Source organism: Rhodococcus sp. AH-ZY2 (assembly GCF_030916465.1).
Taxonomy (GTDB): Bacteria; Actinomycetota; Actinomycetes; order Mycobacteriales; family Mycobacteriaceae; genus Rhodococcus; species Rhodococcus ruber.
This window is the reverse complement of the sequence record NZ_CP126458.1, coordinates 1,858,452-1,873,364: the sequence shown is the minus strand read 5'-3', so window position 1 is coordinate 1,873,364 and position 14,913 is coordinate 1,858,452. Positions and strand designations below refer to the sequence as shown.

The 14,913-nt window shown below is 70.7% G+C and carries 13 protein-coding genes; 6 read left to right on the top strand and 7 right to left on the bottom strand.

Annotation, left to right across the window (positions count from 1 at the left end):
• The first annotated feature begins 104 nt into the window (after positions 1-104).
• Positions 105-1,463: an RNA polymerase sigma factor gene (locus QNA09_RS09755; RefSeq protein WP_010592595.1), complete on the top strand. Its 1,359-nt coding sequence runs from the start codon at positions 105-107 to the stop codon at positions 1,461-1,463.
• An 8-nt stretch (positions 1,464-1,471) separates the two neighbouring features.
• On the opposite strand, the gene QNA09_RS09750 is transcribed toward QNA09_RS09755, so the two are convergent.
• The 3 genes from QNA09_RS09750 to QNA09_RS09740 are packed head-to-tail and all read right to left on the bottom strand — an operon-like array spanning position 1,472 to position 3,568.
• Complete coding sequence (locus QNA09_RS09750; protein ID WP_010592596.1) at positions 1,472-2,692, bottom strand: cation:proton antiporter; 1,221 nt, start codon at positions 2,690-2,692, stop codon at positions 1,472-1,474.
• 3 nt (positions 2,693-2,695) lie between these two features.
• On the bottom strand, positions 2,696-3,178 hold the full coding sequence (locus tag QNA09_RS09745) for a cation:proton antiporter regulatory subunit (protein ID WP_010592597.1): 483 nt from the start codon (positions 3,176-3,178) through the stop codon (positions 2,696-2,698).
• A 45-nt stretch (positions 3,179-3,223) separates the two neighbouring features.
• Positions 3,224-3,568: a DUF952 domain-containing protein gene (locus tag QNA09_RS09740; protein WP_010592598.1), complete on the bottom strand. Its 345-nt coding sequence runs from the start codon at positions 3,566-3,568 to the stop codon at positions 3,224-3,226.
• Positions 3,569-3,823: 255 nt separating this feature from the next.
• On the opposite strand from QNA09_RS09740, the gene QNA09_RS09735 reads away from it, so the two are divergent.
• A complete protein-coding gene (locus tag QNA09_RS09735) occupies positions 3,824-4,018 on the top strand; it encodes a hypothetical protein (protein ID WP_010592599.1) in 195 nt (64 codons plus the stop codon).
• 103 nt (positions 4,019-4,121) lie between these two features.
• Here QNA09_RS09735 and QNA09_RS09730 read toward each other — a convergent pair whose 3' ends face one another.
• A complete protein-coding gene (locus QNA09_RS09730) occupies positions 4,122-5,846 on the bottom strand; it encodes a DEAD/DEAH box helicase (RefSeq protein ID WP_010592600.1) in 1,725 nt (574 codons plus the stop codon).
• Between the two features lie 253 nt (positions 5,847-6,099).
• On the opposite strand from QNA09_RS09730, the gene QNA09_RS09725 reads away from it, so the two are divergent.
• Complete coding sequence (locus tag QNA09_RS09725; RefSeq protein ID WP_119699735.1) at positions 6,100-7,275, top strand: YihY/virulence factor BrkB family protein; 1,176 nt, start codon at positions 6,100-6,102, stop codon at positions 7,273-7,275.
• Here QNA09_RS09725 and QNA09_RS09720 read toward each other — a convergent pair.
• Positions 7,248-7,484, bottom strand: a complete 237-nt coding sequence (locus QNA09_RS09720; RefSeq protein ID WP_003935590.1) for a DUF3039 domain-containing protein — start codon at positions 7,482-7,484, stop codon at positions 7,248-7,250. The two genes, QNA09_RS09725 and QNA09_RS09720, sit on opposite strands and share 28 nt — an antisense overlap.
• A gap of 72 nt (positions 7,485-7,556) precedes the next feature.
• On the opposite strand from QNA09_RS09720, the gene QNA09_RS09715 reads away from it, so the two are divergent.
• The 3 genes from QNA09_RS09715 to QNA09_RS09705 all read left to right on the top strand — a co-directional run bounded on the left by QNA09_RS09715 (position 7,557) and on the right by QNA09_RS09705 (position 10,593).
• A complete protein-coding gene (locus tag QNA09_RS09715) occupies positions 7,557-7,916 on the top strand; it encodes a DUF3099 domain-containing protein (RefSeq protein ID WP_003935591.1) in 360 nt (119 codons plus the stop codon).
• Between the two features lie 51 nt (positions 7,917-7,967).
• Positions 7,968-9,449, top strand: a complete 1,482-nt coding sequence (locus tag QNA09_RS09710) for a methyltransferase (protein ID WP_119699734.1) — start codon at positions 7,968-7,970, stop codon at positions 9,447-9,449.
• Positions 9,450-9,630: 181 nt separating this feature from the next.
• Positions 9,631-10,593 (top strand): sigma-70 family RNA polymerase sigma factor, encoded by a 963-nt coding sequence (locus QNA09_RS09705; protein ID WP_003935593.1) that lies wholly within the window; start codon positions 9,631-9,633, stop codon positions 10,591-10,593.
• A 134-nt stretch (positions 10,594-10,727) separates the two neighbouring features.
• Here QNA09_RS09705 and QNA09_RS09700 read toward each other — a convergent pair whose 3' ends face one another.
• A complete protein-coding gene (locus tag QNA09_RS09700) occupies positions 10,728-13,553 on the bottom strand; it encodes a bifunctional GNAT family N-acetyltransferase/acetate--CoA ligase family protein (RefSeq protein ID WP_119699733.1) in 2,826 nt (941 codons plus the stop codon).
• Positions 13,546-14,817, bottom strand: coding sequence for an acetoin utilization protein AcuC (locus QNA09_RS09695; RefSeq protein WP_010592605.1), 1,272 nt, complete (start codon positions 14,815-14,817; stop codon positions 13,546-13,548). Before QNA09_RS09695 ends, QNA09_RS09700 begins: the two co-directional genes overlap by 8 nt.
• Between the last annotated feature and the right edge of the window lie 96 nt (positions 14,818-14,913).

Here is a 14,913-nt window from a genome sequence, read left to right as displayed (position 1 = left end):
TACAATGGTGCACAGCCGGCTGCGAACCGGCCTGATCCCGACAGACCTCTCCGCCGGAACCCCTCTGGCGCGACGCCGCACTACCTCGTCACGAAAGGGCGTACGTGGCAGCCACCGACATCCACACGGCTGATTCCCCCAACGAATCGGCAGCCTCCGCGGACGCCGCGGAATCCGCGACCGGTACCGCACCCGCCACGAAGCGGCCGGCGAAGAAGGCCCCGGCCAAGAAGGCCCCGGCGAAGAAGGCGGCCGCCAAGAAGGCCCCGGCGAAGAAGGCCGCCGCCAAGAAGACGACGGCGAAGAAGGCCGCCGCCAAGAAGGCGGGCAAGCCGGCCGGCGACGAGTTCGAGGGCGAGGAAGCCGCGCTCGAGGACATCGACGTCGCCGAGGCCGAACTCGAAGGCGCCGAGGACGTGGTCGTGGAGGCGGCGGACGCCGACGACGAGCCCAGCGACAAGGACAAGGCGTCGGGCGACTTCGTCTGGGACGAAGAGGAGTCGGAGGCGCTGCGGCAGGCCCGCAAGGACGCCGAGCTGACCGCCTCCGCCGACTCGGTGCGCGCCTACCTCAAGCAGATCGGCAAGGTTGCCCTGCTCAACGCCGAGGAGGAGGTCGAGCTCGCCAAGCGCATCGAGGCCGGCCTGTACGCGACCTACCGGCTGCAGGAGTACGCCGACAAGGGCGAGAAGCTGCCGGTCGCGCAGCGCCGCGACCTGAACTGGATCTGCCGCGACGGCAACCGCGCCAAGAACCATCTGCTCGAGGCCAACCTGCGACTCGTCGTCTCACTCGCCAAGCGCTACACCGGCCGGGGGATGGCCTTCCTGGATCTCATCCAGGAGGGCAATCTCGGTCTGATCCGCGCGGTGGAGAAGTTCGACTACACCAAGGGTTACAAGTTCTCCACGTACGCCACCTGGTGGATCCGGCAGGCCATCACCCGCGCCATGGCGGATCAGGCCCGCACCATCCGCATCCCGGTGCACATGGTCGAGGTGATCAACAAGCTCGGCCGCATCCAGCGTGAGCTCCTCCAGGACCTCGGGCGCGAGCCCACTCCGGAGGAACTGGCCAAGGAGATGGACATCACGCCGGAGAAGGTACTGGAGATCCAGCAGTACGCCCGGGAGCCGATCTCGCTCGACCAGACCATCGGCGACGAGGGCGACAGCCAGCTCGGCGACTTCATCGAGGACAGCGAGGCCGTGGTGGCGGTGGACGCGGTGTCGTTCACGCTGCTGCAGGATCAGCTGCAGTCGGTACTCGAGACACTGTCCGAACGTGAGGCCGGGGTGGTCCGGCTGCGGTTCGGCCTGACCGACGGTCAGCCGCGGACCCTCGACGAGATCGGGCAGGTCTACGGGGTCACCCGCGAGCGGATCCGGCAGATCGAGTCGAAGACCATGTCGAAGCTGCGGCACCCGTCGCGGTCGCAGGTGCTGCGCGACTACCTCGACTGAGGATCCACCTAGAACTCCTCCGCTTCACGGCGATCGGCCGTCGGCTCCGCAGCCGGCGGCCGTTCGCGTAGCCGGGGTACCACGGCGCGGGTCGCCGGCTCGACGAACCGCGCCGCCACGGGGCCGAGCACCGCCGTGATGAGCACGTACGCCGAAGCGAGGGCTGCGAGCTCGGCGTCCACGTGACCCGAGGTGACGGCGAGTCCGGCGATGACGATGGAGAACTCACCGCGGGCGATGAGGGCGGCGCCCGCGCGAGCGCGGCCCATGGTGGCGATGCCGTGCTGTCGCGCCGCCCACCAGCCGGTGGCGACCTTCGTCAGCGCCGTGACGACGGCGAGCAGCGCCGCCCACCCCAGTACCGGAGGAATGGCGGTCGGATCGGTGTTGAGGCCGAAGAACACGAAGAAGATCGCCGCGAAGAGATCCCGCAGCGGCTCGAGGACGCGGGCCGCGTTGTGGGCGGTCGAGCCGGAGATCGCGATGCCGAGCAGAAACGCGCCGACCGCCGCCGAGACCTGCATCGCCGAGCTGACACCGGCGACCAGCAGCGCGGCGCCGAGAAGCTTGAGCAGCAGCGTCTCGCTGTCCGGGCTGTCGAGCACCGCGGAGACGTAACGCCCGTATCGCAGCACCAGCACGAGCACGACCGTGACCAGCCCCAGCGCGATCGCGACGGCCTCGAGCCCACCGATCAGGCTGACCCCTGCGAGCACCGCGGTCAGGATCGGCAGGTACACCGCCATCGCGAGGTCCTCGAAGACGAGGATCGACAGCACCACGGGAGTCTCCCGGTTACCCAGGCGACCGAGGTCGGTCAGGGTCTTGGCGATGATGCCTGAGGACGAGATGTAGGTGATGCCACCGAGGACGAACGCCCCCGTCGCGCCCCACCCGAGCAGCAGCGCGATCACCACTCCCGGCGCGGCGTTGAGTACGAGATCGAGCAGGCCTGCCGCGCGGGACCGTTTGAGCCCGGTGACGAGTTCGGAGGCCGTGTACTCCAGGCCGAGGAGCAGCAGCAGCAGGACCACGCCGATCTCACTGGCAACGTGACTGAACTCGCTGATGTCACCCAGCTGGATGAACCCACCGGTGCCGAACGCGAGACCGCCGAGGAGGTAGAACGGGATCGGCGACATGGCGAAGCGCGCGGCGAGGCGTCCGAGCACGCCGAGGGCGAAGAACACCGCCCCCAGTTCGATCAGGGCGAGCGTGGTCGAATTCATCGGTCAGCCGTTGCGCAGGATCCTGGCCGCGGCGTCCAGGCCGTCGGCCGTGCCGACGGCGACGAGGATGTCTCCCCCGGTGAGTACGAAGTCCGGCCCCGGCGAGGGCGTCACCTGCCCGGCGCGCATCACCGCGACGACGGACACACCCGTGCGGGTACGCATCGCCGTGTCCCCGAGCACTGCCCCGTCGAAACGGGAGCTGTCGTGGATGTGCAGCTGCCGGGTGATGATCCCGGGCAGTTCCCGGTGGTCCTCCTGGAGCTGGGCGACGAGTTGCGGCGCGCCGAGCAGGTTGCTCAGGGTGGCGGCCTCCTCGACGGTCAGCGGCAGGGAGGCCGCACAGGCATCGGGATCGTCCGCCTTCGAGACGATGAGGTCCGAATGGCCGTCCCGATGCGTGATGACCCCGATCCGCCGACCCGACGCCAGCTCGAAGTCCTTGCGCACGCCGATTCCGGGAAGCGGCGTCACTTCGACGTTCATGCCGCCAGAGTAGGACTCACAGTCCACCCGGGTGACGGCGCACCCTCAGGGATCCCCGAAAAGTCCGTTTCCCCCGGGGCGATAGTCCACCACCGCGGTGACCGCAGCGACCGGCAGCGGGCCGTAGAGGTGCGGAAACGTCATCCCCTCCGGATCGTCCGGGAGGCCCGGCTCCCATCGCACTTCGTCCGCGAGCCGCGCCGGGTCGAGATGCAGCAGCACCAGGTCCGTGCGGCCGGCGAACAACCGGTTCGCCGGCAGGTGCACCTGTTCCGGGGTCGACAGGTGCACGAACCCGTGCGTGGCGAGCGAGTCGGGGGCAAGCTCTCCTTGGCGCTGCGCCCGCTCCCAGTCGGCTCGCGCGCAGATGTGTACCAGCCGATTCGTCACCGCAGCCTCTCCCGGTGGCCGTTCCGGGCCCGCGACACCGCCGAGGGCTCTGCGCTGTGAGCGAACACCCGCAGCCCCGAAACCGCACGTCGTGGGCGTTCGGGGGGGTCGGGGGTGAAACTCGACACGATTTTCGGAGGATTGGAACAACGCGTGAACGGGAATCGTCTGACACAGTAGTTCCACCGCGCCGGCCCGGTGCGGCGGACCAGACCCCAGGCAACCGACGACAGTGGTGGCCAGTTTGGAGGAGTCATGCCCGGAACGTTGACCAGCCCGAAGTTGACCGCCGCAGACCGCTGCGATCGGTGCAGTGCAGCCGCTCGCGTCCGTGCCGTCCTTGCCACCGGTGGCGAGCTGCTCTTCTGCGGCCACCACGCCAAGGAGCACACCGACCGGCTGCGTGAACTCGGCGCCACGATCGAGTCCGACGCCGAAGCCGCCGTCTGATCCACCGTTCCGGAGCCGGACGACTCCGAGACCCGAGCCGAAACGGGCGACCACCGCGGGTGGTCGCCCGTTTCGCCGTTTCGGGGGTGCGTCGGCAGTGGGTTCACCACTGGCGCAGCAGCGCGATGCGGTCGCCGAGTTGCTCGGCCGTGGCGATCGCGGTCGGCGGACCCCCGCACTGCCGTCGCAACTCCCCGTGGATGACCCCGTGCGGCTTACCGGTCCGGTGGTGGTGCATCGCGACGAGCGAGTTCAGTTCCTTGCGCAGCCGGGCCAGCGAGTCGGCGGTCGCCACCCGCTCGGCCACCTGCGGCGGCGGAGCGGGTGCGGGGACCGGCGTCGGCTTGTCCAGCTGCTCCTGCTGCCGGCGACGCAGCAGCGCCCGCATCTGTTCGGCGTCGAGCAGCCCGGGCAGACCCAGGTAGTCGGCCTCTTCCTCGCTGCCGGAGAACGTCGCCGTGCCGAACGAGGAGCCGTCGTAGATCACCTGGTCGAGTTCGGCCTCCGCGCCGAGCGCGGTGAACGCCTTCTCCTCCTCGCCCGGTTCGTCCTTGGTCCGGTTGGCGTCGGCGAGCAGGTCGTCGTCGAAGCCCTCCTTCACGCGGTGCGGCTTACCGAGCACGTGGTCCCGCTGCGCCTCGAGCTGGCTGGCCAGGTCGAGAAGCACCGGCACGGACGGCAGGAACACGCTCGCGGTCTCGCCCTTGCGTCGCGACCGCACGAAACGGCCGATGGCCTGGGCGAAGAACAGCGGCGTCGAGGCGCTGGTGGCGTACACGCCCACCGCGAGCCGAGGGACGTCGACGCCTTCGGACACCATGCGCACCGCCACCATCCAGCGCTGCGTGCTCGCGTCGAACTCCGAGATGCGCCGCGACGCGGTCGGGTCGTCGGACAGGACGAGGGCGGGCGTCTCACCGGTGAGCTGCTCGAGGATCTTGGCGTACGCGCGGGCCACCGTCTGGTCGCTGGCGATGACCAGTCCGCCCGCATCGGGCATCCCGCCCTGGCGCAGTTGCTCGAGCCGCGTGTTGGCGGCGGTGAGGACGGCCGGGATCCAGTCGCCGGCCGGATCGAGAGCGGTCCGCCACGCGCGTGCGGTCTGCTCGGCGCTGAGCGGCTCACCGAGTCGTGCCGAGTACTCCTCCCCCGCGTTGTTGCGCCATCGGGCTTCGCCGGAGTAGGCGAGGAAGACCACCGGACGCACGACACCGTCCGCGAGGGCGTCGGCGTAGCCGTACGCATGGTCGGCCCTGGACTGCATGAAGCCGTCGGTGTTCGGTTCGTATGTCACGAACGGGATGGCGCTGTCGTCGCTGCGGAACGGGGTACCGGTCAGGGCGAGCCGGCGGGTGGCGTCGCCGAACGCCTCCCGGATTCCCTCACCCCAGCTCTTGGCGTCGCCGCCGTGGTGGATCTCGTCGAGGATCACCAGGGTGCGGCGGGCCTCGGTGCGGACGCGGTGTTTGAACGGGTGCGAGGCCACCTGCGCGTAGGTCACCACGACGCCGTGGAAGTCGCTCGACGTCTGGCCGGTGGAGTTGGTGAAGTTCGAGTCCAGGGCGATGCCGGAGCGCGCGGCCGAAGCGGCCCACTGGTGCTTGAGATGCTCGGTGGGGGCGACGACCGTCACCTGGTCGACGGTGCGGTCGCGCAGCAGTTCGCCCGCGACTCGAAGCGCGAACGTGGTCTTACCGGCGCCGGGGGTCGCGACGGCGAGAAAGTCCCGCGGGCTCGTCGCGAGGTACTTCGTCAGGGCTCGGCGCTGCCAGGCGCGCAGCTGTCCGGCCGGGGCGGAGGGCGCTGTTCCGACGGTCTCGGTGCTCACCGGCTACTCGTGCTCCTTCTCCGGTCGTGCGGGTGGTCTCGCTCTGCGGCCCGCCGTCGGGCGGACGGACACCGCCGTGCGGTCGCCGGACGGACGACGGCCGTCGAGCAGCCTATCCCGGTCCGCCGGCCCCGCCCGCATCCGAGCCGCCGGCCGTGACGCGGGCGACAGGAGACGATCATGTCAGAATTCGCGGTGTCGTCGGCCCGCCGCCGCGCACTGCGGCGTGTCGTCAGGAATGCTGGAAGTACCCATGAGCGACACACCTCCTCCGGCCGGATCGACCGCCGCACCGCGCCCGCGGCGGCGGCCGGTGCATCGCGGGCTGCAGGTGCTCGCCCGGACGGCGGTCAAGGCATGGGACGACTCCATCTTCAGCAAGGCCGCGGCGGCCGCCTTCTGGCAGACGCTGTCGCTGCCCCCGCTGCTGCTGGGGCTGCTGGGCAGTCTCGGCTACGTCGCCGGGTGGTTCGGACCCGATACGGTGGAGATCATCCAGTCCAAGATCGTGACGTTCTCCCGCACCATGTTCAGCGAGAACGTGGTCGACGACATCATCGGGCCCACGGTGCAGGACGTGCTGCTGCGGGGCCGCGCCGACGTGATGTCCCTCGGATTCCTGCTGTCGCTGTGGGCGGGTTCGTCGGCGATCTCCACGTTCGTCGACTCCATCGACGAGGCACACGACCAGCACGACCACCGTCATCCCGTCTGGCAGCGGTTCTTCGCCCTGCTGCTGTACGTGGTGTTCCTCGTCCTGGCGGTGTTCACGCTGCCGCTCGTCGCGCTCGGGCCGACCATGATCGGACGGGCACTGCCGGAGGCGTGGTACGACGTCGGGTCCCAGTTGCTGGACACCTTCTACTACCCCGGGGTGGGCCTGCTGCTGCTCGTGGGCCTGACGACGCTGTACAAGGTGGCGTTGCCGAGGTCCCTGCCGTGGCACCGCCTGCTGGGTGGTGCGATCCTGGCGGGCACGTTCTTCATGGCATCGAGCGCGGCGCTGCGCTGGTACCTGCGATGGGTCTCCGGGACCGGATACACCTACGGAGCGCTCGCCACCCCGATCGCGTTCCTGCTGTTCACCTTCTTCCTCGGCTTCGCCGTCGTGCTGGGCGCCGAGTTCAACGCGACGGTGCAGGAGTTCTGGCCGGCGCGCGAGACCCGCATCGAACAGATGCGCCGGTGGCTCGCCGAGCGGGCGGCCGCAGCGCCCGCACCGGCCGCGGTGACCGGCCTGACCCGGCGGCTGGGGACGGCACCGATCCCGATCCGGCTACCGGACATCATGCGGCCGGGGCAGCGGGAACCCGAGTCGTGCCCCGTGGACGCGCCGCACCCACGCGCAGCGGAGGGCATCGTCGGCGAACCCGCGCCGGCGGCCCCGGACGAGACGGTCGATCAGTCGCCCTTGCGCAGACCCTCGTAGACCTTCTTGCATTCCGGGCACACCGGTGACCCCGGCTTCGGGGAGCGCGTCACCGGGAAGACTTCGCCGCACAGCGCGACGACATGGGTACCCATGACCGCACTCTCGGCGATCTTGTCCTTCTTGACGTAGTGGAAGAACTTGGGAGTGTCGTCGTCGGTGGTTTCGTCGGTGGTGGTATCCGGCCGTTCCTTGATGTCGGTGCTCACCGTTACATGATGCCGCACCCCGGGTGCGGATGTGTATGTGCATTCCGTGGACGCGAGTGGGACAGTAGAAGGATGTCGAGAACTCCGGGTTTCCATGGGGACTACGACGACGGGTCACCCGAGAAACCGGTTCTGATCACCGAGGCGGCGTCGTCGCTGGAGGAGCAGCACCGAGCGAGGGTCCGCAAGTACCTGACGCTCATGTCCTTCCGCATCCCCGCCATGATCCTCGCTGCGCTCGCGTACGCGGCGTTCGCCAATCCGTGGCTCTCGGTGGGCATCCTCGCTCTGTCGGTCCCCCTTCCCTGGGTGGCGGTGCTCATCGCCAACGATCGCCCACCGCGGTCGAAGGACGAGCCCAGCCGTTGGGACGGCCGCGCCGACGACACCACGGCGCTCGAGGGCCCACAGCCGCGCATCATCGAGGGCTGACCCGGTTCCCCGGCCCGGGGCGCGGCACCAGGGTGCTGCCACAATGCGTGGATGGACCGCGACCTGCTGCTTTCGATCTGTCCCGCGCTGCGCACGGCACTCACTCGCGCACGGTTCGACACCGACACGATGCTCGAGCTGCTCGGTCCCGACGCGCACGCCGCGCTGGGACGCGGCGAACCCGTGCCGGTGCGACGGGCCGCGGCGGGCGGCGGTGATCTCGGCACCCTCGTGCGCCTGTTCCTCGTGTGCGACACGCTTCCCGCCGACGAGGTGGGCGACGCGCTCGCACCACTCGACGTGGCGACGGCGATCGCGTCCGGGCTGCTCGAACGCGACGGCGATGGTGTGCGCGCAGCGCTGGATCTGCGACCGCTCGACGCCGGCACCGGGACGCGCTGGATGCTGTCGGACCTCGACGGGGCGATGCGTCCCCGGCGCGCCCGCGAGGATCATGTGCTCGGCGTCGGACACGCGTCGCTGTCGCTGCTGCAGGCCATGCCCACCGATCCGGTCGGCTCGGTGCTGGACCTGGGCACCGGCTGCGGCGTGCAGGCCGTACGCGCGACCGATTTCGCCGACACTGTCACCGCCACCGACGTCAATGCCCGGGCACTGGTTCTGGCCGCCGCCACGGCCGCGCTCAACGAGGTCGAGATCGAACTGCTCGAGGGGTCGTGGTTCGAGCCGGTGGCCGGCCGTCGCTTCGACCGGATCGTCGCGAACCCGCCGTTCGTGGTGAGTACGGGACGGGTCGAGCACACCTACCGGGACTCGGGCCTGGACCTCGACGGCGCGAGCGAACTGATGATCTCGCGCGCCGCCGAGCACCTGAACCCGGGCGGGACCGCGGCGATACTGGCTTCGTGGGTGCACCTCGAAGGCGAGGACTGGCGCCGCCGGATCGCGTCCTGGCTGCCCGCCCACGGCGTCGACGCGTGGATCGTGCAGCGCGACGTCGCCGACCCCGCCCTCTACGTGGGCACGTGGCTGCGCGACGGCGACGCCGACCCGCGGGATCCGGCGGTGGCGGGACGCGCCGAGGCCTGGCTCGACCACTTCGCGCGGCACCGGGTCGAGGGCATCGGCTTCGGATTCGTCTACCTGCGGCGCACCGACGCGCCGAGCGACGTCCTCGCCGAGGACCTGCGGCACGGCTTCACGGACCCGCTCGGGGCGGAGGCCGTCGCGTACTTCGACCGGCTGGCCTGGCTGCGTGACCACGACGTCCTGGAGGCGCGGTTCGTCGTCCGGCCCGACACCGCCCTCGAACGGGTGTACCTCCCCGGGGAGGACGGCTGGCGGCAGGTGGTGACGCGCGTGCACCGCGGCGGGGGCCCGAACTGGCAGCACGAGGTGGACGAGCCGGCGGCAGCGCTGCTGGCGGGGATGCGGGCCGACGGCCTGCCGCTGGCGGACCTGGTTGCGCTGCTCGCCGTCGCGCACGGCGAGGACGAACAGGCGCTGACCGAACGGGCGGTGGCTCTGGTACAGGCGCTCGTGCGGCACGGGCTCGTCGAGCCGGTCCGGTAGGGCGTTCCGGGCGGGCCGAAAGTTACCGGCCGGTTCCCCCGGTGGTGTGTTCTCAGCAACTTCTCAGGACCTCCGTGCCGTTTGCGCAGGTCAGAGCAGTTCCGGCAATGGAACCTCGGGAACTTTCCCAGGGGCCTGGCGCGTTGAACGCTTCGAGACACCACCGATGAGGAGGCACGTCATGGCACGCCCCGATACCACCGCCCGCGTCGATTCCGACCTCGACAGCCAGAGCCCGGCCGCAGACCTGGTCCGCGTCTATCTGAACGGGATCGGCCGCACGGCCCTGCTGAGCGCTGCGGACGAGGTGGAACTGGCCAAGCGGATCGAGGCCGGCCTGTACGCCCAGCACCTGCTGGAGACCAAGAAGCGGCTCACCGCAGCGAAGAAGCGCGACCTCGCGATCCTGGTGCGCGACGGACAGGCCGCTCGCAGCCATCTGCTCGAGGCGAACCTGCGTCTGGTCGTGTCCCTGGCCAAGCGTTACACCGGCCGTGGCATGCCGCTGCTGGACCTGATCCAGGAGGGCAACCTCGGACTGATCCGCGCCATGGAGAAGTTCGACTACGCCAAGGGCTTCAAGTTCTCGACCTACGCCACTTGGTGGATCCGTCAGGCCATCACCCGCGGTATGGCCGACCAGAGCCGCACGATCCGGCTCCCCGTCCATCTCGTCGAGCAGGTCAACAAGCTGGCCCGGATCAAGCGGGAACTGCACCAGCAGCTCGGCCGGGAGGCCACCGACGACGAACTGTCCGCGGAGTCCGGCATCCCGGTCGAGAAGATCGGTGACCTGCTGGACCACAGCCGCGACCCGGTGAGCCTGGACATGCCGGTCGGCAACGACGAGGAGGCCCCGCTCGGCGACTTCATCGAGGATGCCGAGGCAACGTCCGCGGAGAACGCGGTGATCGCCGGGCTGTTGCACAGCGACGTGCGCAGCGTCCTGGCCACCCTGGACGAGCGCGAGCAGCAGGTGATCCGTCTGCGTTACGGCCTCGACGACGGCCAGCCGCGCACCCTCGACCAGATCGGCAAGCTCTTCGGCCTCTCCCGTGAGCGAGTCCGCCAGATCGAACGCGAGGTGATGGGCAAGCTCCGCGAGGGCGACCGCGCCGAACGTCTGCGCGCCTACGCCAGCTGACCGGGCAGTCGGCCGGACGATCCCCGAGAACCGGGCTGGGTTCTCGGGGATCTTTGTCTCTGTGGCCGGTCCAGCGCAGCCGGCGGGACCGGCGTGGTCCGTCTGGCAGAGCCGGCCGGACCGCCGTGGTCCGTTCAACGCAGCCGGCGCGGGCCGAGGTCGAGTGGGTGCGGCTCGGGACCGATCCGCAGGTGCGCGTCGGTGAGCTCGGCGCCGGTGGGGGACGCGAGGACCGGTTCGCACGCGATCTCCCGTACCTCCGGTAGGTCGTCGGCAAGGGCGGAGATGCGCTGGACCAGGTCGACGAGTGCCGCCTTGCTGACCGGTTCGGTGTTGCGGTAGCCGGACAGCAGTGGCGCCGCCTTGGGGGCGTCGATCAGCTCGACGGCCTCGTCCTCGGTGACCGGCAGGACCCGGAAGGCGCGGTCGCCGAGCAGGTCGGAGATGACTCCGGCCAGACCGAACGAGATCAGCGACCCGAACGACGGGTCGTCCTGGACCTGCACGACGCATCCGATGCCCTTGGTGGCCATCTTCTGCACGTGCAGCAACGGCTCCCCCGAGACCGCGGCGAGGTCTCGGTACGCGATCCGCACCGCCTCGGGTCCGAGCAGATCCAGCCGCACACCGCTCAGGTCCGGCCGGTGCCGCCAGTGGGCGCCGGTGGCCTTCACCGCGACGGGAAACCCGATCTCCTCCGCGGCGGCGACGGCTTCCTCGGCAGTGGTCACCGCCCGGAACTCCGCGATGTGCACGCCGTAGCACGCGAGCAGGAGTGCGGCCTCGGTGTCCGAGAGCCAGCGCCCCTCCGGCGACGTCGCGAGCCACCCCTCGACGAGGGTGCGGGCCTTCTCTGCGTCGATGCCCGCCGGGCGGACGACCTGGGAGGCGGGACGGCTGCGCCACTTGGCATACCGCCATGCCCGGGCCAGCGCGAGGGCCGCCCGCTCGGGACCCGGATACGAGGGCACCGAACCTCGGGTGGGGTGACCGTCGGGTCCGCGCACCGCGAGGACGTCGGGCAGGCCCTCGGTGGCGAGGAACGTCGTGAGCACCGGCTTGTCGGTGCCGGCAACGGCGTCGCGCAGGGCCTGCGCGTACGGCTCGACCGTCACGGCGACCGGCGGTACGAACACTGCGATCACCGCGTCGACATCGGTGGATTCGAGTGCGTGGGTGACGGCCGCCGCGAACTGCTGTGGGGACGCCGCGGCCCCCAGATCGACGGGTTCGCCGACGTGCAGGCTCTCACTCCGGGCGGCGTCGACGGCGAGCACACCCAGCGCCGTGGAGTTGCCCACCACCGCGACGCGCGGGCCGGCCGGCAGCGGCTGATAGCCGAACAACAGGGCCGAATCGAACAACTGGGAGATCGAACCCACCTGCACGACCCCGGCCTGCTCGAACAGGTCCCGCACGATGGTGTCGTCCATTTCCCCCGTCCGGGCGGCCAGGACGGGGGGCACGGCGTGCCGACCGCTCTTGACGGCGACGATCGGCTTGCTGCGAGCCACGCGCCGGGCGATGCGCGAGAACTTGCGCGGATTGCCGAAGCTCTCGAGGTACAGCAGCACCACCTCGGTGGCCGGATCGGTGTCCCAGTACTGCAGCAGGTCGTTGCCCGACAGGTCGGCGCGGTTGCCGGCGGAGACGAACGAGGACAGGCCGACGCCGGTCTTGGCGGCCTCGTCGAGGATCGCGATGCCCAGCGCGCCGGACTGGCAGAAGAAGCCGACGTTGCCGGCCGCGGGCAGCACGGGCGCGAGGGTGGCGTTGAGACGGACCTCGGGGTCGTTGTTGGCGACACCGAGGGCGTTCGGACCGATCAGCCGCATGCCGTGTGCCCGTGCCGCGTGCGCGAGGCGGCGTTCCGCGGCCCGGCCTTCCGGTCCGGTCTCGCCGAAGCCGGACGACACGACGAGCAGCGCCTTGACGCCCTTGGCGAGGCAGTCGTCGAGCACCGCGTCGATGGCCTCGGCCGGGACCGCCGCGATCGCGAGGTCGATGTCGTCGGGGATGTCGCGGACGGTCGGATAGGCCCGCACGCCGCGCACCGAGCGGTGCTCGGCGTTGACCGGATAGACCGGGCCGGTGAAGCCGCTGCGCAGCATGTTGACCAGGACCGCGTTACCCACCTTGCGACTGTCGGTGGACGCGCCGATGACGGCGGCGCTGCCCGGGCTGAGCAGGTTGCGGACGCTCCGCGCCTCGGCGGCCCGTTCGCGGGCATTGCGTACCGACACCAGCGCCTCGGTGGGGTCGATGGCGAATTCGAGCCGCACCACGCCGCCCTCGAAACTACGGCTGACCTGGTATCCGGCCTCGCGGAACACCGTGACCATGTTGCGGTTCTCGGCGAGTACCTCCGCGACGAAGGTGTGGATGCCGTTCTCGGCGGCGGCGCCTGCCAGGTGCTCGAGCAGGATGGGGCCGAGACCGCGGCCCTGATGCGCGTCGGCGACGGTGAAGGCGACCTCGGCGGACAGGCCGTCGCCCTCGGGCAGTCCCTCGTAGCGGCCGACCGCGATGATCTCCCCGCCGAGCAGGGCCACGAAGGCGACGCGGCGGTGGTGGTCGACCACGGTGAAGTTGAACAGGTCCCGTTTCGACATCGTCGGGTAGGGACCGAAGTAGCGAAGGTAGCGGGTGCGCTCCGAGAGTTTGCTGTGGAAATCCACGAGCAGGTCCGCGTCCTCGGGGACGATGGGCCGCAGGTGCACGGCCTTCCCGTCGGAGGCCAGGACGTCCGCCACCCAGTGCTTGGGGTAGTTCCGCGCGACGGCGAGTGCCCGATCCCGGGCGGCGTCCTTCTCCGCCTGGGCGCGCGCTGCGGCGTCGGCCTGCGTGCCGGCGGGTGCGTCGCCGTCGGGCGTCTGTCCCGCGGGGCCGTGAGGCGTGCCCTCGGATGCTGTGCCCTCGGATGCTGTGCCCTCGGATGCTGTGCTCTCGGATTCAGTCACGCGGGTCCTCCGGGTCCAGGCCGAGCAGCGGGAAGCAGGCCCGACGGGTGGCGACGATGGCCGAGTCGACTCGGCTGAGGGCACGATCGAACGAGGCGACGCCGGTCTCGGGGGTGCCGCCGGGACCGTCCCACGGCAGATACGCCACGTCGCCGCCCTCCCCCATCACGGTCGGCAGATCGACCCCCGGTGCCATCGCAGCGACCCGCTCCCGCCATTCGCCGGGAATCGGCGTAGCGGGGTCGATCTCGCGGTCGAGCACGGCGGCGATCAGGTGGGTCCACGATCGCGGTACCACCCGCACCAGCCCGTAGCCACCCCCTCCGACGGCGAGCCACCGGCCCTCGCAGTGCCGGTCCGCGAGTTCACGCATCGCCAGGTACGCCGCGCGTTGACCGTCGACGGTCAACGAGAGGTCGGCCAGCGGATCCTCCCGGTGGCTGTCGGCGCCGCACTGGCTGATGATGATCTGCGGCCGGAACGCGGCGACCGCCGCGGGGACGACGGCGTGGAACGCGCGCAGCCACAGGGCGTCGACGGTGCCGGGCAGGACCGGCAGGTTGACCGCGGTGCCCTCGGCGGCACCGGTACCGATCTCGCTGGACCAGCCGGTGTTCGGCCACAGCGTCGCGGGGTGCTGGTGGACGGAGACGGTGAGCACCCGGGGATCGCCGAGGAACGCGTGCTGCACTCCGTCGCCGTGGTGGGCGTCGACATCGAGGTAGGCGATCCGGTCGAAGCCGTTGTCGAGGAGCCACGAGATCGCGATGGCGGCGTCGTTGTAGACGCAGAATCCGGCGGCCCAGTCGGCCATCGCGTGGTGCATCCCGCCGCCGATGCTCACCGCCCGCCGGGTGCGGCCGGCCGCGATCTCGCGCGCGGCCGCGAGGGTGCCGCCCGCGAGGACGGCGCTCGCCTCGTGCATGCGCGGGAAGATCGGGTTGTCCTCGGTGCCGAGACCGTGCGGGGCCTCCGGTCCGGCGGTCGAGCCGGGAGGCAGGTTGCCGGCGTGCTTGACGGCCTCGACGTAGGCGGGGGTGTGGATGCGCAGCAGATCGGCGTCGGTCGCGGCCGGCGGGCGCAGGGTCTCCACCCCCTCGAGCAGGCCGAGACCCCGGGACAACGCCATCGTGAGATCGAGCCGGGTGGGGTTCATCGGGTGGGACGGACCCCACCGGTAGTCGAGGTAGTCCGGACTCCACACCACCACTCGGTCGCCGCTCGGATGTGTCGGATCGCCCGTCGCGGCGGAGGTCGTGGTCATGGCCACAAAGCTACTGCGCCGCTCCGGGTGACGCGAGTGCCCGAAGACCTCGGCGTGCCCACCGCCCGCCGCGCCGGGCGGGGCCGCTCGGGGTTC